The organism is Proteus sp. NMG38-2 (genome assembly GCF_020640995.1).
Classification (GTDB): Bacteria; Pseudomonadota; Gammaproteobacteria; order Enterobacterales; family Enterobacteriaceae; genus Proteus.
Map to the genome: position 1 here is coordinate 1,854,500 of NZ_CP085481.1, position 21,369 is coordinate 1,875,868.

General features: G+C 35.3%; 22 protein-coding genes. 9 read left to right on the forward strand and 13 right to left on the reverse strand.

Annotation, left to right across the window (positions count from 1 at the left end; translation table 11 throughout):
* Window positions 1-73: 73 nt before the first annotated feature.
* The 11 genes from LG402_RS08810 to pspF all read right to left on the reverse strand — a co-directional run bounded on the left by LG402_RS08810 (window position 74) and on the right by pspF (window position 10,654).
* A complete protein-coding gene (locus LG402_RS08810) occupies window positions 74-565 on the reverse strand; it encodes an SMI1/KNR4 family protein (RefSeq protein ID WP_166541344.1) in 492 nt (163 codons plus the stop codon).
* Window positions 566-586: 21 nt separating this feature from the next.
* Window positions 587-1,045, reverse strand: coding sequence for a hypothetical protein (locus LG402_RS08815; protein ID WP_227336810.1), 459 nt, complete (start codon window positions 1,043-1,045; stop codon window positions 587-589).
* Between the two features lie 168 nt (window positions 1,046-1,213).
* Window positions 1,214-1,825 (reverse strand): glutathione transferase GstA, encoded by a 612-nt coding sequence (gstA, locus tag LG402_RS08820; RefSeq protein ID WP_166541342.1) that lies wholly within the window; start codon window positions 1,823-1,825, stop codon window positions 1,214-1,216.
* A 198-nt stretch (window positions 1,826-2,023) separates the two neighbouring features.
* Window positions 2,024-2,725, reverse strand: a complete 702-nt coding sequence (locus tag LG402_RS08825) for a DUF3592 domain-containing protein (protein WP_166541341.1) — start codon at window positions 2,723-2,725, stop codon at window positions 2,024-2,026.
* 305 nt (window positions 2,726-3,030) lie between these two features.
* Entirely contained in the window at window positions 3,031-3,819 is a 789-nt protein-coding gene (gene fabI / locus LG402_RS08830) for an enoyl-ACP reductase FabI (protein WP_072067955.1), read from the reverse strand.
* A 207-nt stretch (window positions 3,820-4,026) separates the two neighbouring features.
* Entirely contained in the window at window positions 4,027-4,836 is an 810-nt protein-coding gene (sapF, locus tag LG402_RS08835) for a putrescine export ABC transporter ATP-binding protein SapF (RefSeq protein ID WP_072067956.1), read from the reverse strand.
* Window positions 4,826-5,827 carry a putrescine export ABC transporter ATP-binding protein SapD gene (gene sapD / locus LG402_RS08840; protein WP_109408714.1) on the reverse strand — a complete coding sequence of 334 codons (1,002 nt, stop codon included), beginning with the start codon at window positions 5,825-5,827 and terminating at the stop codon, window positions 4,826-4,828. Before sapD ends, sapF begins: the two co-directional genes overlap by 11 nt.
* Window positions 5,827-6,720 (reverse strand): putrescine export ABC transporter permease SapC, encoded by an 894-nt coding sequence (gene sapC / locus LG402_RS08845; protein WP_166541340.1) that lies wholly within the window; start codon window positions 6,718-6,720, stop codon window positions 5,827-5,829. Before sapC ends, sapD begins: the two co-directional genes overlap by 1 nt.
* Complete coding sequence (gene sapB / locus LG402_RS08850) at window positions 6,707-7,672, reverse strand: putrescine export ABC transporter permease SapB (RefSeq protein WP_109408715.1); 966 nt, start codon at window positions 7,670-7,672, stop codon at window positions 6,707-6,709. The genes sapC and sapB overlap by 14 nt, the downstream gene beginning before the upstream one ends.
* A gap of 3 nt (window positions 7,673-7,675) precedes the next feature.
* Window positions 7,676-9,361, reverse strand: a complete 1,686-nt coding sequence (gene sapA / locus LG402_RS08855) for an ABC transporter substrate-binding protein SapA (protein ID WP_166541339.1) — start codon at window positions 9,359-9,361, stop codon at window positions 7,676-7,678.
* A gap of 294 nt (window positions 9,362-9,655) precedes the next feature.
* The gene (pspF, locus tag LG402_RS08860; RefSeq protein ID WP_227336811.1) at window positions 9,656-10,654 is read right to left on the reverse strand and encodes a phage shock protein operon transcriptional activator; all 999 of its coding nucleotides are present in this window, start codon (window positions 10,652-10,654) and stop codon (window positions 9,656-9,658) included.
* 218 nt (window positions 10,655-10,872) lie between these two features.
* Between pspF and pspA the strand changes: the two genes are divergently transcribed.
* The 8 genes from pspA (at window position 10,873) to tyrR (ending at window position 17,628) form a co-directional block, all read left to right on the forward strand.
* Window positions 10,873-11,541, forward strand: a complete 669-nt coding sequence (pspA, locus tag LG402_RS08865; protein ID WP_072067962.1) for a phage shock protein PspA — start codon at window positions 10,873-10,875, stop codon at window positions 11,539-11,541.
* A 36-nt stretch (window positions 11,542-11,577) separates the two neighbouring features.
* Window positions 11,578-11,808, forward strand: a complete 231-nt coding sequence (gene pspB, locus LG402_RS08870) for an envelope stress response membrane protein PspB (RefSeq protein ID WP_036937208.1) — start codon at window positions 11,578-11,580, stop codon at window positions 11,806-11,808.
* Entirely contained in the window at window positions 11,808-12,164 is a 357-nt protein-coding gene (gene pspC, locus LG402_RS08875; protein ID WP_109408718.1) for an envelope stress response membrane protein PspC, read from the forward strand. The genes pspB and pspC overlap by 1 nt, the downstream gene beginning before the upstream one ends.
* Window positions 12,165-12,281: 117 nt before the next feature.
* Window positions 12,282-12,536, forward strand: coding sequence for a phage shock protein PspD (locus tag LG402_RS08880; protein WP_227336812.1), 255 nt, complete (start codon window positions 12,282-12,284; stop codon window positions 12,534-12,536).
* Entirely contained in the window at window positions 12,517-13,911 is a 1,395-nt protein-coding gene (locus LG402_RS08885; protein WP_227336813.1) for a YcjX family protein, read from the forward strand. The genes LG402_RS08880 and LG402_RS08885 overlap by 20 nt, the downstream gene beginning before the upstream one ends.
* Complete coding sequence (locus LG402_RS08890) at window positions 13,908-14,951, forward strand: YcjF family protein (protein WP_227336814.1); 1,044 nt, start codon at window positions 13,908-13,910, stop codon at window positions 14,949-14,951. Before LG402_RS08885 ends, LG402_RS08890 begins: the two co-directional genes overlap by 4 nt.
* Before the next feature lie 537 nt (window positions 14,952-15,488).
* Window positions 15,489-15,908, forward strand: a complete 420-nt coding sequence (locus LG402_RS08895; protein ID WP_208105249.1) for a hypothetical protein — start codon at window positions 15,489-15,491, stop codon at window positions 15,906-15,908.
* A gap of 154 nt (window positions 15,909-16,062) precedes the next feature.
* Complete coding sequence (gene tyrR, locus LG402_RS08900) at window positions 16,063-17,628, forward strand: transcriptional regulator TyrR (RefSeq protein WP_166541334.1); 1,566 nt, start codon at window positions 16,063-16,065, stop codon at window positions 17,626-17,628.
* A gap of 67 nt (window positions 17,629-17,695) precedes the next feature.
* Here tyrR and tpx read toward each other — a convergent pair whose 3' ends face one another.
* The gene (tpx, locus tag LG402_RS08905; RefSeq protein ID WP_166541333.1) at window positions 17,696-18,199 is read right to left on the reverse strand and encodes a thiol peroxidase; all 504 of its coding nucleotides are present in this window, start codon (window positions 18,197-18,199) and stop codon (window positions 17,696-17,698) included.
* Between the two features lie 224 nt (window positions 18,200-18,423).
* Here tpx and LG402_RS08910 point away from each other — a divergent pair, with 224 nt between their 5' ends.
* Window positions 18,424-20,043: a peptide ABC transporter substrate-binding protein gene (locus LG402_RS08910; protein WP_166541332.1), complete on the forward strand. Its 1,620-nt coding sequence runs from the start codon at window positions 18,424-18,426 to the stop codon at window positions 20,041-20,043.
* A gap of 615 nt (window positions 20,044-20,658) precedes the next feature.
* Here the strand turns inward: LG402_RS08910 and LG402_RS08915 are convergent.
* On the reverse strand, window positions 20,659-21,219 hold the full coding sequence (locus LG402_RS08915) for an Ail/Lom family outer membrane beta-barrel protein (protein ID WP_166541331.1): 561 nt from the start codon (window positions 21,217-21,219) through the stop codon (window positions 20,659-20,661).
* Between the last annotated feature and the right edge of the window lie 150 nt (window positions 21,220-21,369).

Sequence of the window (21,369 nt, forward strand, 5' to 3'; positions counted from 1 at the left end):
AGAACCAGAACGGAGGCTTAATAGTTTCCGTTTTTTTAGGAGCCAGCTGTAAGATATCAATGGATTATACGTATTATAAGCCGTCTATCTCATCTTCACTCATTAGATTATTGATAAAAACATCAAATGAAGGAGCTAAATAGAGTTGAGCATTTTTATGGTTTTCTTCAAGAGTTAGTTCATCATTAAAGAGATCTATCGCATAAAATAGCACACTATTATCATCTTGATTAATGCAGAAAAAATTCCCACCCCAATCAATAGCAAAGGGGATGATGTTTTGAGGAATAACTTTTTTTTCAATCATATAATAATAACAATTATCGAGTAATGAAGTGCTACTATCTAAAGTTAAGTTACAGTGTTTTATGGATTTAAACTTTGCAATTTCAAGAGGTTCAATATCATTATTGATATAATACCAACTCTTTAAAGGGACTCCTCCATTAAATTGTAGGTAATGTTCAACAAAATCATTAGAAAATTTATATTTTAAATTATTCTCCAATTGTTCTATTTCAAACAAAGAAATGTTTTTTTCGCAGTGTTCGAAATTATTATTCATTTTATTTCCTTTATTTTTATATTAACTTTCTTTTTTTAGTAAGTTTTCTATATTTTGAAAATCAATAGCATAATCATTAAGAACAATACCTTTAAAGGTTACTAACTTATTAAAAAATCCTTGAGCATGTAATGCCATTGTTTTTATAAGCAGGTGTTTATTAATAAACGATTTTCTTGATCCGTTGGCATTGATGGTAATGAGCACGTTTTCATTGATAGGCTGAAATTTTATTTCAATAGGCTGGTCAGGAAAGTTAGTTTTAAACTCTTGATTTTCATTTATTTTAACTAAACCTTCGACTAGATAGCTCCATAGTTGGTCAACATAATCCCACATGCTTATATCGATTATTTTAGTATTATAAATAGATAATTCTATGGCACCTTCAATATAGAAAGTATCTTTTAATAAACCATTATAGTCATTGATATTAATAAAATTATCTCTTATTTTTAAGTAAGTAGAAACGTTAATCATGTAATATCCTATTAGCCTAGTAAAGTCATTTCCCTGAGTACTTTTTAGATACAGATATGAAAGTGTATTACTTTAGATAACCACATTTATTGTCTGTGCATTTAAAAGAGAATAGCTCAAGTAATTATATGTCACTTGAGCTATTTAAATTAAAAAATAGAAAAGAGATTACTCTTTAATTAACCCCTCAGTAATCAGTGCGCTATGTACATTAGGGCGTTGTGCAATGCGTTTTAAGTAATCTTGTAGATGTGTTAGATCAGTTAAATCTAAGCCAACATGCGGTGCCCATTGGCTTAATGTAAATAAATAAGCATCAATAACAGTAAAATACTCACCACATGCAAATTTTTGTTTGCTTAAGATATCATTGATATAAGCAAATTTACTTTTGAGTTTGGTTTTAACCACTGGTAGGTAGCTTTCAGGAGTATCTGGTGAAAATAGTGGGCTATAACCTTTATGAACTTCACTCGCAAGAAAATTTAACCATTCTATTTGGTGATAACGTTCTAATGTTTTTGGTGGTGCAATTAAATTTCTATCTGGTTTTAAGTCTGCAAGGTATTGAACAATAGCAACGCCTTCAGTCAGAATATCACCATTATCTAATTGAAGGACAGGAACCTGCCCTTTAGGGTTGATGGTTAGAAAATCTTTACCTGACTCTGTTTTTTTAGCACGTAAATCGATGCGTTCAATAGAGAAATCTAGGCCCGTTTCACGTAAAACGATATGAGGGGAAAGTGAGCAACTACCCGGTGTGTAGTACAATTTCATATTGAATAGCTCCCTATCAATGAGATGGTGATAATGACTTACGGATATCAAAAAATATCTTCATTAACATAAGATAATAAGGCGTTCTAAGAAATTAGCAAACTCAAATGATGCGAATGAAAAAGGCTTTTGTAAATCTGTGAACAAGACAGATAATTGATGAAATTATAAGAAAATAAGTATTCTTTATATTAATTATCATTCTTCAAATGAAGGTAGGAAAGAAATATCAAGGTAATAAATCTTGGGATTTCTCTTATCAACATAGACTGTAACCAGTTCTTTATTAATATAAGGAGTGGGATCAAAAAATATATAACCACTTTTATAACGAATTAAACGATTATTTAATGTGTCATGATAATCTGCGATGATTTGATAAGGAGAACGGTGATTAATTCGAATATTATTATTAATAATGACCTCAGATATTTTCACATTAATAGGCATACCATCACGTTTCAATCGTTGATTTCTATTGGCTTTTCTTCTTATAAAATACAGAGGGATAAGTCCCGTTGAGGCAAATACCAAGCCAAAAATACCTAATATAGTGCCTGCACCATATAAGCCTAAAAAGTTGTTAATTGTTGCTCTTTGAGGATCATTTTGAAGATAAATAACACTAATGTTTTCACCAAGATGAAAACGAGGTGGGTTACTTCCTTCTAGTGAGCGAAAAGTAATTTTTCTATTATCATTAGTAGTAAATTGAATAATAGGGTGATAAACATTTCTCTCATTAGAGGATTGACTCATACTTTGATCAATAACAATACCCGTTGTTTCTATGCCATTTCTTACTAAATGTAATTCTGATTTAATAACAAATAAAGCAACGATAAAAATAATCACGCCGATAATGGCAAAAATATAAAACAGAAATTTAAATTTCTTCATACATTAAATCCTTTTATTAATATGTGATTATTTTATCTGTAATAAGTGAGAAGATTATAGGAATTAACTAAAAAACAAAAGTTATATTTATCTAAAAAGTAATTACTCTAAATATGAAGTTCAAAAAGAGTGAAAACAAGATGAAATATGGATGTTTATCAACAAAAGAGCCAAATAATTAAACATAGAAAAAGCTTAAAAAAATCTAACAGGGAGGATGAAATGAATATACGCAGGAATGTTATTCTCACAAAAAAGCCAGCCTTAATGATTTTAGGCTGGCTTTTGTTATTTAGGCAATAGAGTTATTTTAATTCTAATTCATTCATTGCTGCAATGCTAAAGCCACCATCAACGTGGATGATTTCGCCAGTAATACCACCTGATAAGTCAGAGCATAAGAATGCTGCTGTATTACCAACATCTTCGGTTGTTACAGTGCGACGCAGAGGGGTTACTGATTCGCAATGGCTTAACATTTTACGGAAGTCTTTGATACCAGACGCCGCTAATGTACGGATTGGGCCAGCAGAGATACCGTTAACACGAATACCTTCAGGACCCATGGCGTTTGCCATGTAACGTACGTTAGCTTCTAAAGACGCTTTAGCCAGACCCATGACGTTATAATTAGGGATTGCACGTTCAGCACCTAAATAAGTCAGAGTTAATAGAGCAGAGTTTGGATTTAGCATTTCACGGCTTGCTTTTGCCATCGCAACAAAGCTGTATGCGCTAATATCGTGAGCAATTTTAAAACCTTCACGAGTAACAGCGTTAACATAGTCACCATCTAGTTGGTCAGCAGGTGCAAAACCGATAGAGTGAACAAAACCATCGTATTTTGGCCAAACTTTTGCAAGTTCTGCATACATGGTATCGATGCTTTCGTCTTTTGACACATCACACTCTAATACGATATTTGAGTCTAATGATGCTGCAAATTCTTCAACGCGTGGTTTCAGTTTTTCATTTTGGTAAGTAAATGCAAGTTCTGCACCTTGGTCACGCATAGCTTTGGCAATACCATAAGCAATTGATAATTTACTAGCAACACCAGTAATAAGAATGCGTTTGCCGGTCATAAAGCCCATAGCTGTATCCTTGTTTTTTCGTAAATCGCGATAATAACATCATTCACAGTTTTATTTATCTGTTGGGTTATCACGCTTATTGTTAATAAACGTGGCTGATTCTACCACGACATTTGTAAATTTGTTTAATTTCCCTAGCACCTCCGAGGAGTTAAGGGAAAAGGGCGAAATAATGTGCAATTAACATTAGGCCTATATTGTTTACACTTAAGTTAAATCTTGACGCCAAGCTTCGGCTGTTAAGGCTTCACCAAAATGGCTTGCAACCAATCTTCGTGTGACTTCATGTAAAGGTGAAGCAAGGACTTCAGCTGTATTACCGCGTTCAACAACTTCACCATTATCCATCACAATAATCTTATCGCTAATATGTTTAGTCATACCTAAGTTTTGTGTTACATAAATATAGGCAATATCATGAGTTTCTTGCAGTTCTAACATCAAATTTATAATTTGTGATCGTAAGGACATATCCAATGATGCGATAGCCTCGTCAGCAATAATTACTTGAGGTTGTAAAATTAATGCTCTTGCAAGCGCAATACGTTGGCGCTGACCTGATGCAAACATATGGGGATAATAGTTGGCATGTTCAGGCAAAAGGCCCACTTGGCGTAATGTCTGATAAATGCGCTTTTCACGTTCAATAGCACTTAAATCCGTATTAAGACGCAAAGGAATATCTAATGTTTGACCAATACGTTGGCGCGGATTTAATGAGTTAGTGGGATCTTGGAATATCATTCTAATGCGTTGGCTACGATAAGGATAATCACCGAAATGGAGTTGATGCCCATTAATAAAAATATCCCCGCCGGTAGGCTCAGTTACACCTGATAACATTCTTGCTAATGTAGATTTTCCTGAACCATTAGCACCAATAATGGCTAAGGTTTGTTTTGGCTCAAGTGTAAAACTAACTGGTTTTACAGCTTCTAATTGTTGACGCCGGAATAATCCAGTGCGATAGCGAAAAGTTTTTGAAAGATTTTTTACCTCAAGCAGTTTATCGAACATCAGTTGGCTCCACATTTAATGGGAAATGACAAGCCACAGCATGGTTTTTAAATAAACGTAACCGAGGGGCTTCAATACACTGGCGTTGTGCATATGGGCAACGTGGGCCTAAACGACAACCTACGGGTAGATGTTCAAGCGAAGGGATTGCTCCAGGCAATGTATTTAAACGGCTCTTATGTGCCAATGAGTTGGTAAAATCAGGAATAGAGCGTATCAATGCTTGAGTATAAGGATGATAAGGTGTTACTAATAGTTCATCGGGAGAGGCAGTTTCAACCATTTGACCACAATACATCACTGTAATTTTATTCGCCAATTTACTCATCCATTGCAAATCATGGCTAATCAAAAGAATTGTCATATTATTATTTTGATTAAGTCGAGTAAGTAAACGAAATATTTGTGTTTGTGTTGCGGGTTCCATTGCGTTAGTCGGTTCATCCGCAATCAACAATCGAGGCTGATTAGCAATGGCGATAGCTATCATCACTTTTTGGCATTCACCTTCTGTTAATTCATAAGGGTAACTGCGCATAATATCTTTGTGATCTTTAATACCTACACGGTGCAATAATTCAATTGCACGGCGTTTTCGCCAATGAAAGCGTTGCCACCAATGGCCTTTAAATGTCCAACCTGGGATAGCTTGTATCAACTGCTGTTCAATTTTTGTCGCAGGATCAAGACAAGATTGTGGCTCTTGGAAAATCATTGAAATATTATGACCAATGACACGACGTCGCGCTCTTGGGGATAATTTAAGTAAATCAATATCATCAAATCGGAAACGATCAGCAGTTACGTTGATATTATCTTTAGTGACGCCACAAATGGCTTTTGCAATTAAGCTTTTACCTGATCCTGATTCACCGACAAGCCCCCTGACTTCACCTTCATTTAAGGTAATAGAAACACGATCGACGGCTTTAACTGGCCCATCAGGCGTCATAAATTCAATGGTTAAATTGCGTATATCTAATAAAGGCATTATTCAACTCCCTCATTTATTGCACGCTGTAAACCATCTCCTAATAGGTTCACCAATAAAACGCTGATCATGATTGTGGCGCCTGGAATTAAGACAGTCCATGGGGCGACATAAATTAACTCAAGTGAATCGCCCAGCATGGCACCCCATTCAGGAGAAGGAAGCTGAGCGCCTAAATTGAGGAAACCCAATGCGGTAATATCAAGAATAGCGATTGAAAAAGCACGCGTTAATTCAGAGACCAATACAGGGGTAATATTAGGTAATACGGTATACCATAAAATGGAAATATTCGATGCGCCATCAAGTCGAGAAGCAATGACATACTCTTTGTTTAATTCATCATTGACCGCAGAATAGATCATTCTGACTAAGCGAGGTAACAATGCTAGCCAAATCGCTATCATGGCATGGCCAAGGCTTGTTCCCACAAAAGCTACAACAATAATGGCCAGAAGTAGTGATGGAATTGATAATAAGGTATCTAATATATGGTTAAGAATGGCGGATTTTAAACCATGAGTCATCCCTGCAAAACAACCAATAATTAACCCCATTAATGTCGCAGCAAAAGTGACAATAAATGCACCACCAAAGGTCATACTTGTCCCAATTAAAATTCGACTAAAAACATCTCTGCCTAAGTCATCTGTACCAAAAAAGTAAGAAACGTTCCCGTTTTGATACCAAGATGGTGGCGTTAATTGATGTCCGAAAAACTGTTGATCAAGGGCATAAGGCGCAATATAAGGGCCAATTACACTCAATACTAAGAGAAAAAGAACACCATAAAACCCTACCATTGAGATAACGTCTTTAGAAAAACATTGCCAAATCACCGCTACGGGTGTTGGTGTTTTTTTCTCTTTATAAAATTGGCTATCTAAAGGCATATCCCACCTTGTGTTTCATTGGATTACTCATAGCGCCGACAATATCTGATAAGACGTTGACAACAATGACCATTGAACCTACTAACATCACTCCTGCGGAAATCGCAGAGTAATCTTGTTGGCGGATTGCTGTGACTAACCAGCGGCCGAGTCCCGGCCAATTAAATACAATTTCTGTCACCATGGTAAGTGTAAGCATGGTGGAGAACTGTAAGCCTAATTTAGGGATGATAGGGGGTAAAGCATTATGAAGAATATGGCGACGAATAATTGTAAAACGTGAGAGACCTCGAGTTGCGGCTGCCTTCACGTAGTTCTCTGACATAATTTCTTCCGTACTATTGCGCATTAATCGAATAACTTCTGTTGTGGGTGCAATAGCAAGTGTTGTTACAGGTAAAATCAGATGTTGTAATACATTAATAATCATTTGCTGGCGATAAGGTGAATTAGATAACCAAGCATCAACTAATGCAATACCTGTAATAGGCTGTAAGTTATAAAGTAAATCAATACGACCAGAAACAGGAAGCCAACCCAGTTTTAGTGAGAAGAAAAGTGTTAATAACAAGGCAAGTCCAAAAACAGGCACAGAAAAACCTAAGAGCGCAAAGTTACTGATAATAATATCAGCAGATTTATTACGCCAAACACCAGCAATGATCCCAGCAGGAATACCCACAATTAAGGCAAAAAGAAAAGCTAAGGTGCAAAGTTCCATTGTTGCTGGCAATGCCTCAATTAATTGCGCTTTAATGGGTTCTCCATTAATAGAAGAAATACCAAAATCAAAATGAGTCATATTGTGAGCATAGAAAAAGTAGGCATCTATTAGTGATGCACCACTTAATGGACCATTTGGCGTGTAATAGCTCAGGCTAAAGCTCACCAGTGACAAAAAGAACAGTGTCACAAGTAATAAAAGCAATCGACGTATTGAATAAATAATCATAGATTATTTTATAGCCTCTTTCTTGTGATTTTGTTCATCCACTTCTGCTTCTCGATAAACACCAGCAAAAGACGCATTACCGAAAGTACTTAATAGTAATCCTTTAATATCATAGCGATATGCTTGCATACGTAAAGAATTAGCTAAAGGCAATACAGGTAGTTCTTGAGCGAGAATATCTTGTGCTTGATGATAATAATCCATTCTTGAAGCAAGTTGCTGACTATAAAGCGCTTTTTTTAAAATATCATCAAAACTCGGTAGGCACCAATGACTAAGGTTAGTTTGTGAACTAATAGCTGCACAACTAAAGAGAGGACGGAAAAAACTATCAGGATCGTTACTGTCTGTTGACCAGCCAGATAATGTCATATCATGAGTCCTATCCATCATACTGGTTTCTTGATATCGCCCTTCAATTGGGCGAATATTCATTTGAATGCCTACTTGAGCTAAGTCTGCCTGAATGAGCTCAGCCATTTTCAATGGGCTTGGGTTGTAAGATTGTGATGCGCTGGGTACCCAAAGGTTCAATTTAAGCCCATCAAGCCCTAGCTCTTTTAGTATTTGTTTCGATTTCTCAGGATTGTACTCTGTGATTTTTGCACGATTATCATAAGCCCAAGATGCACGAGGAAGTACCGATGCGGCTGTTTCAGCAGTACCATAATAAATCGATTCCATTAAACGTTCATTATTTATGGCATAAGCAATAGCTTGGCGAACTTTAAGATCATTGAGTGGAGGCTTACTAGTATTAAAGGCTAAATAAGCGATATTCATACCTGAGCGCAATGTTAATCTTAACCGAGGATCATCACGTAAAACTTTTAATTGGCTAGCCGCTGGATAGGCTAAAACATCACATTCGCCTGTTAATAGTTTAGATATACGGCCTGTACCTCCAGCTCCCATATCAATAACAACTTGTTGCATTTTAGGCTGACCCTTCCAATAGTCGTTATTTCTAAATAAACGAACAAATTGTCCCGGTTGATATTCATCTAGAAAGAAAGGGCCTGTACCTACTGGTTTCCAATCAAGTTGTGTCTGGTTGCCCGATTTCTCTAAGCTTTGTGCATATTCAGCGGAAAGAATAGGGGCGTAATGTGTTGCTAAATGCCATAAAAAAGAGGCATCAGGCTCTTTTAAACTAAATTCGACTGTGTATTGACCCAACTTTTTAACTGATTGGATATTGTCGGCAAAACTTAAGCTATCAAAATAGGGATATTTTCCACCATTGACTTGATTATAAGGATTTTGTGGGTTGATCATCCGTTCAAAACTAAAAATCACATCATCTGCTGTGAGTTTTCGTGTAGGTGTAAACCATGATGTTTGTTGAAACGAGATATTTTTACGCAAATAAAAGCGGTATGTTGCGCCATTATCTAGCGATTCCCAACGAGCGGCTATTTCAGGAATAAGACGATAAGTGTAAGGGTCAACATCTAAAAGACGATCATAAAGTTGCGCGGCAAGGGGATCGATGATTAATCCACTACTTGATAATTGTGGATTAAAGGTATTCACACTGCCATCAACACAATAAACAAAGCCATTTTGATTAATTGGAGTTGGCTCTTGTTTTATCGATAGCGCTTGTGTTTTTGGTGCTACATCTGCGATACAAGTTGCACTTGTTAAGCTAACTAGCAGAGTACCAATAAGTAAAATAGGGCGCATAATAATGTCTTTTAGAGAAACGATTTTGCTATTGTAACTTAAAAAACTTTCTATCCCCAAATAGTCAAAAAAACAAAGTGAGAAAAATTCTCAACAAAAAGCTTTACAAATGCTAATGATAAAGATTATCATCCGTATTGTCCTTCAGCGGTAAGAGGTTTTCCGCAGAAGGCACGACATTGCTCACATTGCTTCCAGTATTTTTTTACTAGCCAGCTCGGGTGCTGGCTTTTTTTTTGCCTCTTTTTTAAAAACACTCCCCCTGCAAAATAAAAATCATTATTAATCATTGTGTTATGTTGTTATTTGGTGCTTTTTAATCAATCCTCTAAATTGATCGTAGCTTAACTTCAGTTTTTCAGCAGCTTCTTTTTGATTATATAAACTCTCTTTCAACGCATTGCTCACTAATATTTTTTCCATTTCATTTTGCCATTGTCGCAAATCAAGAGGTAAATCAGGTAGTGAAAAAGACAAAATCTTTTTTTCTAATGGTGATTGTTTCGATATCGGTGTTTGCAAGCCTGCAAAAGGATTAATAATAATATTGTCTAATTCTCTATCGCTGGTTCCGTGGCGATAAACCGAACGCTCCACAACATTTTTTAGCTCACGGATATTACCAGGCCATGAATAGTCTAAAAGAATTTGGCATGCGTTATCACTAAAACCAGGAAAAAAAGGTAATCCCAATTCTTGGCACATTGAAATCGCGAAGTTTTCAGCAAGTAACATAATATCAGCTCGGCGTTCCCTTAGCGGGGGTAATCGGATGACATCAAAAGCTAATCTATCCAGTAAATCCGCGCGAAATTTACCTTCTTCAGCCATTGCAGGTAAATCTGCATTTGTAGCACAGATAAGCCTAACATCCACATGCAAAGATTGACTGCCACCAACACGCTCTAAATGACCATATTCAATAACTCGTAATAATTTTTCTTGTACAAGCATTGGTGCTGTTGCCAGTTCATCAAGAAAAAGAGAGCCACCATCAGCACGTTCAAAACGCCCTTGATGACGATTTTTAGCACCAGTGAAAGCACCAGCTTCATGACCAAAAAGTTCAGAATCGAGCAAGTTATCATTAAGCGCAGAGCAGTTGATAGAAATAAAAGGGCCTTGCCACCAAGGCGCAAGGTAGTGTAATCGATGAGCGATTAACTCTTTACCTGTACCTCGTTCACCAATAATTAATACTGGCTTTTTTAATTGAGCAAGTGCTGATGTTTGTTCTAAAACATCAATAAATTGACTATCAACACCGATTATTGTCTCTAAATTCTCATTCATTGGTTAAATTCACCATAGTAAGGTATTTTTTACCAGCTTATCAGGTGTTCGAAAAATAGGCGAACAATATAAATTAACTATTATTAATAGGTTAGGTGAACTTTAAAAGTTGGCACGTTAATTGTATTAACTAAAGTAAGCCGGGCGTTATGATTAGATGACGCCATTTAATGAAATATTTAACATTACTAATTAGCATAGCTATTAAGGATGACATCATGGGTATATTTTCACGTTTTGCTGACATTATTAATGCCAATATCGCTTCTTTATTAGATAAAGCGGAAGATCCTGAAAAAATGATCCGCCTAATGATCCAAGAAATGGAAGATATGTTAGTTGAGATCCGTACAACATCTGCACGTACTTTAGCTGAAAAGAAAGGATTAGAGCGTCGTATTGAACAAGCGGAAAAACAGATTAAAGATTGGCAAGATAAAGCTGAACTAGCTCTGATTAAAGACAAAGAAGATTTAGCGCGTGCAGCATTAATTGAAAAACAACGTGTTGCTTCAGTTAATGATACGCTAAAACATGAGTTGATTATCATTGATGAAACCTTGACTCGTTTGAAAGGTGAAATCAGTGAATTAGAAAATAAATTGACAGAAACTCGAGCTAAACAACAGTCTTTAGTTGTTCGCCATCAAGCAGCAAATTCATCTCGTCAAGTTCGTCGTCAATTAGACAGCGGTAAAATGGATGCAGCAATGGCGCGTTTTGAACAATTTGAGCGCCGTATTGATCATATGGAAGGTGAAGCACAAAGCTACGGGTTAGGTAAAGAGAAATCATTAGACCAACAGTTTGCTGAATTAAAAGCTGATGATGAAATTAGCGCGCAATTAGCGGCATTAAAAGCTAAAATCAATATCAATAAAGAGTAACAGCAAGCGTAATAACCATCTTATAAAGGATATGTAATGGGCTATATATTTCTGGGAATACCACTGACCATTTTTATTTTATTTGTTCTCCCTATCTGGCTGTGGTTGCATTACAGCAATCAGAAAGGTGGAGGGAATGTTCAGTTAACCCAACAAGAAATGCAGCGACTGAGCGCGCTGGTGGATAAGGCTCAGCAAATGCAGGAACGCATTAAGACGCTAGAACAAATACTTGATGCAGAACATCCTAACTGGAGGCAATCATAATGACGGTACAAAGCAAACAATTGTATCGCTTGCCACAAGAGGGCGTGATCCGTGGCGTATGCGCAGGCCTTGCCCATTATTTTAATATTCCTGTTTTACTTGTCAGGGTTATTGCGGTGATTGCACTCTTTGCTGGATTTTTTGGCTTAACGATTGTTGCTTATCTTGTTTTGAGTTTCTTTATGGAGCCTGCGCCTGCTAATTATCAACAAGGTGATGAGCAACAGGAGAGTTTAAAAGAAATTTTAAGCGGTGTTGATAATCAATTAATGCAAGGTGAAAAACGTTTACAGCAAATGGAACGATATATTACTTCTTCCAGCTATCAGTTAAATAAACGCTTTCGCGATCTGTAATATTTTCACCATTTAATCCGATAAGACGCTCCGATTTAGGAGCGTCTTTCGTTAAGTCGGTCTATTTTCTACTAAATGTATTATAAATGAGCAAAATTCCTGATTGAGGAGAGTGCTGTGAATATCAATCAAGCTTATATCTCGCTAAAAACAAATAAACTCACCTACTTTGCCAAAAAAGGGTTAACATTTGGGTTAATGTTATTGACTTTATTTGGGCCGGCCGCAATAACTGGCAGTATAATAAAACGCGTAAGTAGCAAACCGTTACGTTGGTTGGTTCTATTGATAGCAGAGCCTGTTATTAAAGCAGGTTTAAATAAGCTATCGCGTCAAATGTCTTGGGAGAAACATGAAACGCCTACAAAATGAACTTACAGCTTTTATTAATCGTGGTGTTGATAGGCACCTTCGCTTAGCGGTAACTGGATTAAGCCGAAGTGGTAAAACGGCATTTATTACTTCTTTAGTTAATCAATTTATTAATGTGCATACTGGTGCGCGTTTACCGTTATTTTCAGCGGCACGAGATAAGCAACTATTGGGTGTAAAACGTATTCCTCAGCATAATTTAAATATCCCCCGATTTACTTATGACGAAGGAATGGAATCGCTTTATCACACACCTCCAAGTTGGCCGGTTCCAACCAAAGGAGTGAGTGAAATTCGTTTACAATTACGTTATCGCTCAAATGAGTCATTAACACGTTTTATCAAAGAAACATCTTCGCTTTATTTAGAGATTGTGGATTACCCTGGCGAATGGTTATTAGATTTACCGATGCTTGAGCAAGATTATTTTGAATGGTCAGAGCAAATGAATAAGGTAAATCGCCAAAGAAGATTGCCAGAACAAAATTGGCAAACACAACTTAAAAAATGCGATCCCTTTGCACCGGCTGATGAAACATTATTAGCGGATATTGCCTCTGCTTACACTGACTATTTATTAGCATGTAAAAAAGAAGGGCTTCATTTTATTCAACCGGGGCGTTTTGTTTTACCTGGTGAATTAGCCGGTGCGCCTGTTTTGCAGTTTTTTCCTTGGCCTGATTTACAACAGCATGATATTGCTAAACTAAAGAATGCTGATAAACGGACTAATATTGGCATGCTAAAGCAACGATATGAATATTATGGCCAGCATGTGGTAAAAGGTTTTTATCGAGATCATTTCCAAGGATTTGATAGACAAATTGTTTTAGTGGATTGCCTACAACCTTTAAATCAAGGTGCTGATGTTTTTAATGATATGCGCCAAGCATTAACACAATTAATGCGCAGTTTTCATTATGGAAAAAGAACCTTACTTAGACGCTTATTTTCACCTTGCATTGATAAGTTATTATTTGCAGCGACTAAAGCTGATCATATTACAGTTGATCAGCACGAAAATTTAGTTTCATTGCTTCAACAACTTATTCAAGATGCTAAACAAAATGCTATTTTTGAAGGGATCAGCATTGATTGTATGGGGCTTGCCTCTATAGCTGCAACTGAAAGTGGCATTGTGGATCACCATGGTGAAAAAATTCCAGCATTAAAAGGTTTTCGTTTAAGTGATAACAAACCTTTGGTGTATTTCCCTGGTGAAGTTCCTAAACGATTGCCTGAAAAAGCATTTTGGGAAAAACAAGGGTTTAGTTTCGAATCTTTTAGACCACAACAAATATCAAGAGATAGCGCAGTTCCTCATATTCGCATGGATAGTGCAATGGAATTCTTGTTAGGGGATAAATTAAAATGAATGAGCCATTAAAATCACGAATTGATTTTAAAGAGCCCATACTTCAAGATGAAGTAAGCTTAAAAAAAGGTATTGATTTTCAGGAAAATGAAGCATTTTTACCTATTGATCCTCAAGTAGATGAAGAAAACGAAGGGCAGTTAGAAGGTGATATCCAATCTATTTTAAAACCTAAAAAAAGTGTATGGAAACGCTTAATCACAGTTGCAAGTACTATTTTAGGGATTAGTGTTATCGCTCAAACAGGGCAATGGATTTATGAGTCTTGGATAAACTCTGATTGGATTGCATTAGGTGCAGCAAGTGCGGGGGGATTAATTGTTATTGCAGGAATTGGCTCTGTAATAACAGAATGGCGTCGTATTTATCGCTTACGTCAAAGAGCAGATGAAAGAGATAGAGCAAAAGAATTACTTTATAGTCATGCGATGGGTAATGGTCGACCTTTTTGTGAGAAATTGGCTAAACAAGCGGGTATTCATTCACAACATCCTGCACTAATTCGTTGGCAGAGTGCATTACATGATACGCATAATGACAAGGAAGTATTAGAGCTTTATAGTCAATTAGTTCAACCTATTTTAGATAAACAAGCGAGAGCTGAAATTAGTCGCTCTGCTGCAGAATCAACATTAATGATAGCAGTAAGTCCGCTAGCGATGGTCGATATGGCTTTTATTGGTTGGCGTAACATTCGTTTAATTAATCGTATCGCTGAAATTTATGGTATAGAGCTAGGGTACTATAGTCGCTTAAAATTATTTCGCCTTGTATTAGTCAATATTGCATTTGCAGGGGCTACTGAACTAGTAAGAGAAGTCGGGATGGATTGGCTTTCTCAAGATCTCGCCGCACGACTATCAACACGAGCAGCTCAAGGAATTGGCGCTGGTTTATTAACGGCACGTTTAGGGATCAAGGCAATGGAATTATGTCGACCGCTGCCTTGGATCGATGATAATAAACCTAAGTTGGGTGATTTTAGAAAAGAGCTTATAGGAAAATTAAAAAATACAATTAGTGGCAAGAAAAAAGAATAAAATAAAATTCCTAATGTTGAGTTATTTTAAATAAAAAACCGTAGAGTTATTTCTACGGTTTTTTTGTATAAAAATTTAGCAAAAAATAGTTTGTATAAAATCATGCAAGTGGCTTAGGTGTCGATATTTTATATCTAAACAAATAAATTCATACTATAAAGTACTATCTATATTTTATTTATTATAGTGTAATTATTTCAAATGAAATTAGATAAATAAAATATCTTTAAAAAGAGTAAAAACATCCAAAAAGAAAAAAGGTTATAACTCATTGTTTTTATTTGAAAATGCATGCATCTCTAGTTAAAAACTCGTAATTTCTATAAAAATATTCCCTTTTTGATAGAAAATAGTATTGAGTTTAGTGTGATAAATGGCGTTAAATATCACGGTAAGAAGTTTACCACAGAAATATTATCTCAATATATTTGTAAAATTTACTTTGTAGATAAATTTCTATTAAAAAATAGAGATGGTTTTTTATTTATAAAAAATAGGAAAAGAGTTAACAAATAATACTTTTAATCAGGTTGAAAAATGAAAGAAATACAGATGTCAGTAATAAAAAAACTCTCGAAGAAAAGACGCCAACTTTATCTTAGCTCTGCTCTTAATGTTTCAAATATTGATAAACAATTGAGTATTTTGATCCCTATTCTTAGTGAAACAATTGATGAAATTAAAAAAAAGCAGTATCAAAAACAATCTAAACCATTTCAAATAAAAGAAACATCAGAATTTTTTGAATATCTGAGAGAGACAGATAAAAAAGAACAGGCAATCAGTGCTCTAGAGTATCTTCTTTTTTGTTTTGATAATGGCTGTAAAACCATTAAGAAAGTAATACGCCGGGAATTAGGCCCCTTAATAAAAGATATCGAATATCTTATTGATTTTGAGCTGAAAAAAATAATAAAAAACTCTTCATTTTCATTATTTGATTTTTTTAAAGCATAAATAATTCAGGTATTAAAATCAAAATACAAGCTTATCTGTGTAAAAATAAATGCTAGTGGTGTCAACTTTTGCTGACAAGGCTCTTTATTTGGTTGATATTTATGTATAATATCTAGAATAAGTTCAGGGTCACTCAGTATTAAGAAGGTTTATAATGCGTTTAGAGATCACTTGTGAAGATCGCATCGGGTTAACCCGTGAATTATTGGATCTACTAGTATTAAAAAATATTGATTTACGTGGAATTGAAATATTTCCAATAGGTCTTATCTACCTGAATTTTTCACAGATTGATTTTGATATATTTCAACCGCTAATGGCGGAAATACGGCGAATAAATGGTGTTATTGATGTGCGGACAGTTGCATTTATGCCATCAGAACAAGAGCATCGAGCCATGTGGACACTGCTTGAATCTGTGCCAGTTCCTGTTTTTTCTATTAATATTAAAGGCCAAATAAAATTACAAAATCCGGCAACTCGCCAACTGTTTGAATTGGATGCTAACGATAATAGTGAAAAATCATTCAATCAACTAATCCCTAATTTTAATATTCATCGTTGGTTAGAACAAAAAGATCCTTCTGCTGAAATTATTCCAATCAATTTAAAAAAACAAAATTTTGATATGGAAATAGTACCAATAAAACTTGCAGATGATAACCAATCTAACCATTGTGTTGGTGCGCTTATTTTATTGAAATATCGAGATGTTGTTCACGATCATTCAAAATTAATTGTCAGTGATAATCATGAATTTGAGAAAATTATTGCTGTTAGTTCTCAAATGAAACAACTTGTTGAACGTGCAAAAAAAATGGCAAAAATGGATGCGCCACTGTTATTGGTAGGTGATACCGGTACAGGAAAAGATTTATTTGCTAAAGCCTGTCATTTCCTTAGTTCCCGTGCTAGAAATCCTTTTTTGGGACTCAATTGTGCTTCAATGCCTGATGATGTCGTAGAAAGTGAGTTATTTGGTTATGCGGCAGGGGCTTACCCTAATGCTGTTGAAGGAAAAAAAGGCTTCTTCGAGCAGGCCGACAGAGGAACCGTTTTACTTGATGAAATTGGCGAAATGTCGCCTCAAATGCAAATTAAGCTTCTACGCTTTTTAAATGACGGGACATTTCGTCGTGTAGGTGAGGAGCACGAGGTTAATGTCAATGTTCGCATTATTTGTGCAACGCAGAAAAATTTGTGGGAACTGGTACAAAAAGGGTTGTTTAGAGAAGATCTTTATTATCGCCTGAATGTATTAACGTTAACTCTACCTCCGTTGCGAGAAAGAAAAGCCGATATTATGCCGTTAGCGATGCATTTTATTAACCAATATTGCATTGAGCAGCAAGCAACTAAACCTGTAATATCACCGGAGTTATCAGTTTATTTAACACAGTATGGTTGGCCTGGTAATGTTCGCCAATTAAGAAATACTGTTTATCAAGCAATGGCGCAATTAGTAGGAAACACTCTGCGAATTCAGGATATTACTTTACCTGAGCATACAGATGAAACTCTATTTGATGTGGATTTATTAGAAGGCTCATTAGATGAAATGACAAAACGCTTTGAGGCTTCAATTTTAACGCGCTTATATCGTGATTATCCAAGCACTCGGAAACTTGCAAAACGTTTAGGTATTTCTCATACAGCGATTGCCAATAAACTGAGAGAATATAATTTAACAAATAAAAAGACCGAAAAGTCTGAAGGTTAATTTGGTTGTAGGATTTTCTGCATAAAAAAGACGAGCGTAATGCTCGTCTTTTTTTTTATAATGAATATTATTTTAGTGCATTTAATGCATTATCATAATTTGGTTCAGTTGTGATTTCATCAACTAACTGGGTGTAGAGAACAGTATTGTTTTCATCTAACACAATCACTGCGCGGCTAGTTAAGCCTGCTAATGGGCCTGATGTAATTGCAACACCGTAATTTTCTTTGAATTCAGCACCGCGCATTGTAGATAATGTTACAACATTATCTAAACCTTCAGCGCCACAGAAACGCGCTTGGGCAAAAGGTAAGTCAGCTGAAATACATAAAACAACCGTGTTATTTAGTTCATTTGCAACTTTATTAAATTGACGAACACTCGCAGCACAAACTCCAGTATCTACGCTTGGGAAAATGTTTAGAACTTTACGTTTACCTGCAAAGCTTGTTAAAGAGATGTCATTAAGATCTTTACCTACGAGAGAGAAATCAGCAGCTTTTTGACCTACTGTTGGGAATTTACCAGCCAGAGTCACTGCATTTCCTTGTAAAGTAACTTGATGTGCCATTGTTGTTCTCCTTTATTAGTTGTCAGACTAATTGTTATTAATACTAAATTATTAACGAAAAATCTTGTTAATGCTTAACCATTATTAAAATTTGCCACTGTTTGCATAGTGACCATGAAAAACATAAAAATTTATAAAATATTTGTAATCAGTGATTGTGCCTTTTTATCAGGCTCTTATAATTATGCAGTTCATTCTCATACAGATTACAGGACGAAACAGACATGCGCAAAATATTCGTCATCTCATGTGCACTTGTCGTTCAAGGATTACTCGTATCGCAGGTAAATGCGGCGGTAGTGCCAGCAGGAACGATACTCGATAAAAAACAAGAAGTGGTTAGACATTTAAAAGATGAACCAGCGTCACTTGATCCTATTAATGCCGTGGGGTTAACTGAAGCTCAGGTGCAACGTGATTTATTTGAAGGATTGACGATAGAAGATGAACATGGACGAGCTATTCCAGGTGTCGCTCAGAGTTGGCGTACTGAAGATAATCGTGTATGGATCTTTACTTTGCGTGATAATGCGAAATGGTCTAATGGAGAAAAAGTCACTGCAACTGATTTCGTTTACAGTTGGCAACGATTAGTTGATCCTAAAAATCTTTCTCCTTTTGCATGGTATGCTTCGCTCGCTTCTATTGAAAATGCTCAAAAAATTATTGATGGAAAATTAAAACCAAGCTCATTGGGTGTAGAAGCAATAGATGAAAAAACGTTAAAGGTGACGTTAGAGCGACCTGTTTCTTATTTTCCAAGTTTGACAACGAATTTTTCTTTATATCCAGTTCCTCGCCATAGCATTGAAAAATATGGTGCTGGTTGGATCAAAGTTGGTAATTTGGTTGGAAATGGTGCTTTTGTTTTAACAAACAGAGTGGTTAATGAAAAAATTGTATTAACACCTAATCCTTATTATTGGGATCATAAAAATACAGTATTAACAAAAGTCACGTTTGTACCGATAAACCATGAATCACATGCAACTAAACGCTATTTAGCAGGTGATATCGATATAACAGAGTCATTTCCTAAAAATTTATACCACAAACTAATGAAAGATATTCCTAATGAGGTTTATATACCCGATCAATTAGGAACATATTATTATGCTTTTAATACTCAATCAGGGCCAACAAAAGATATTCGTGTACGTAAAGCATTGGCAATGGCAATAGACAGAAAAATCATTACCGATAAAGTGTTAGGCACAGGTGAAAAGCCAGCAAATCGTTTTACACCAGATGTTACGGCTAATTTTACCCCTGAATCAACTATTTATGATGAATATAATCAAGATGAATTAGATAGCCAAGCCAAGATATTGTTAGCGGCAGCGGGATATGGGCCTCATAATCCATTAAAATTATCATTGTTATACAATAATTCGGAAAATCATCAGAAAATTGCCATTGCAGTCGCTTCTATGTGGAAGAAAAAGCTAGGGGTTAAAGTTGAGCTACGTAATCAAGAATGGAAAACGTATATAGACAGCCGAAACTCAGGAGATTTTGATGTGATAAGAGCATCATGGGTGGGTGATTATAATGAACCTTCTACTTTCTTAAGTTTATTAGGCTCTAAACATGCGGGTAATATACCTAAGTATCAAAATAAGCAATATGATGAAATTTTGACATTGTCAGGTATGGCGATTGATGCAAATGAAAGAAATAGTCTATATAACCGAGCAGAACAAATTATCGCAGAGGATGCACCAATAGCACCTATTTATCAATATACTAATGGGCGATTGATAAAACCTTGGTTGAAGGGTTATCCTATTGAGAATCCTGAAGATGTCGCTTATAGCCATACACTTTATATATTAAAGCATTAAGATAGTAATGAATAGATTACTTGAAAATAGCCATCAGTGAACTCTGGCTGCGTAAAAGAATAAGAGAAAATAGATAATGCCTCAAAGTTAATACCCTTGCTTTGAGGTATTTTTTTATTAAAAAATAAATAAAAAGCTAAACAGTTATCGTTTCAGTTTTAATCTTGAATAAATAGAGGAGTGTATAAAATAAGAGGGCATATAAATAAAAAAGAACCCCTTTAAAAAGGGGCGTAGCAAAATAAAGCAGGTTAATTTATTGTCTGGATATAAATTATATTTTTAATGCCCTATTTGCACGCTTTTTATTGTATCGAACTGTTACAGCAATTAATAATATATGTATAAAAAAAGTCCCTCTGTTATAAAAACAGAAGGAGACTCAAAAGGAATAAACATTGCAGAAGAGATGTTAATACATTTTTGCTACTTTGTTTTGACTAATTGTGCAATGTGTTCGATGTTAAATATTATATTTCATATTATTTATAGGTATAACTCCTTAGAGACAATAAAAATTGATGAGTTTATTGTTATATTTAAGCCTTTTATAGGTAAAACCACCTCTTAGCAATCTATAAATTGTTAAATTAAATTATAGTTTATAAGGGGGGGTTAAAAGCGATAACCTAAAGATAATTGTATGCTATTTAATTCAATATGGCGTTTATTTGCAGTGGTATCGGAATAAAGATAACCAAAGTTAATTGCGACCTCTTTTATGGGGTTATAATCGATGCCTATTTGACCAATAACACTTGTTGTATCCACTCTATGCGTGTCTGTAGTATTTATTTCAGGGTGAAATTTATCTTCTTGATACTTTAATTTATTGGGCCCCATTTGGGCATAAACAGAAAACTTAGGCGTTATTCTATAAGTAGGGCCGATTAATAGAGCTGTGGTTTTAGTTTTATATTGTTTTATTGATGGAGTGATAAAACGAGGATCTTTAAAGGGTTCTTTATAATTTGAATTTAAATAGAGTAGAGAAATTAATAAACCCCAAGCATTTTCTGTTTCATAACGATAATTGATTATAGGGCCTTTGGCGGTATCCCCTTTTAGTTTTCCGTAAATATAGCCACTATAGACAGTATGTGATTCATTGTAAGCATATAATGCAGAAGAGTAAGGTAAAATTAAGCTAATTAAAATAAGTATTAATTTATTCATTATAGAGGTTCTATGTTGATGTGAAGAGCTCTATTTTTAGTAAATTCAAACACAATTTCAATGTTAATTGATTGAAATTACTCTTAAAAAAAATTAGCAGACTTATCTTTAATACATAATAAAAAATGAGATCACATAAATAGCTTATTA

Coding starts and splice junctions, on each gene's coding strand:
- LG402_RS08810 (WP_166541344.1), bottom strand. CDS start 565: ATGAATAATAATTTCGAACACTGCGAAAAAAACATTTCTTTGTTTGAA.
- LG402_RS08815 (WP_227336810.1), bottom strand. CDS start 1,045: ATGATTAACGTTTCTACTTACTTAAAAATAAGAGATAATTTTATTAAT.
- gstA (WP_166541342.1), bottom strand. CDS start 1,825: ATGAAATTGTACTACACACCGGGTAGTTGCTCACTTTCCCCTCATATC.
- LG402_RS08825 (WP_166541341.1), bottom strand. CDS start 2,725: ATGAAGAAATTTAAATTTCTGTTTTATATTTTTGCCATTATCGGCGTG.
- fabI (WP_072067955.1), bottom strand. CDS start 3,819: ATGGGCTTTATGACCGGCAAACGCATTCTTATTACTGGTGTTGCTAGT.
- sapF (WP_072067956.1), bottom strand. CDS start 4,836: ATGTTCGATAAACTGCTTGAGGTAAAAAATCTTTCAAAAACTTTTCGC.
- sapD (WP_109408714.1), bottom strand. CDS start 5,827: ATGCCTTTATTAGATATACGCAATTTAACCATTGAATTTATGACGCCT.
- sapC (WP_166541340.1), bottom strand. CDS start 6,720: ATGCCTTTAGATAGCCAATTTTATAAAGAGAAAAAAACACCAACACCC.
- sapB (WP_109408715.1), bottom strand. CDS start 7,672: ATGATTATTTATTCAATACGTCGATTGCTTTTATTACTTGTGACACTG.
- sapA (WP_166541339.1), bottom strand. CDS start 9,361: ATGCGCCCTATTTTACTTATTGGTACTCTGCTAGTTAGCTTAACAAGT.
- pspF (WP_227336811.1), bottom strand. CDS start 10,654: ATGAATGAGAATTTAGAGACAATAATCGGTGTTGATAGTCAATTTATT.
- pspA (WP_072067962.1), top strand. CDS start 10,873: ATGGGTATATTTTCACGTTTTGCTGACATTATTAATGCCAATATCGCT.
- pspB (WP_036937208.1), top strand. CDS start 11,578: ATGGGCTATATATTTCTGGGAATACCACTGACCATTTTTATTTTATTT.
- pspC (WP_109408718.1), top strand. CDS start 11,808: ATGACGGTACAAAGCAAACAATTGTATCGCTTGCCACAAGAGGGCGTG.
- LG402_RS08885 (WP_227336813.1), top strand. CDS start 12,517: ATGAAACGCCTACAAAATGAACTTACAGCTTTTATTAATCGTGGTGTT.
- LG402_RS08890 (WP_227336814.1), top strand. CDS start 13,908: ATGAATGAGCCATTAAAATCACGAATTGATTTTAAAGAGCCCATACTT.
- LG402_RS08895 (WP_208105249.1), top strand. CDS start 15,489: ATGAAAGAAATACAGATGTCAGTAATAAAAAAACTCTCGAAGAAAAGA.
- tyrR (WP_166541334.1), top strand. CDS start 16,063: ATGCGTTTAGAGATCACTTGTGAAGATCGCATCGGGTTAACCCGTGAA.
- tpx (WP_166541333.1), bottom strand. CDS start 18,199: ATGGCACATCAAGTTACTTTACAAGGAAATGCAGTGACTCTGGCTGGT.
- LG402_RS08910 (WP_166541332.1), top strand. CDS start 18,424: ATGCGCAAAATATTCGTCATCTCATGTGCACTTGTCGTTCAAGGATTA.
- LG402_RS08915 (WP_166541331.1), bottom strand. CDS start 21,219: ATGAATAAATTAATACTTATTTTAATTAGCTTAATTTTACCTTACTCT.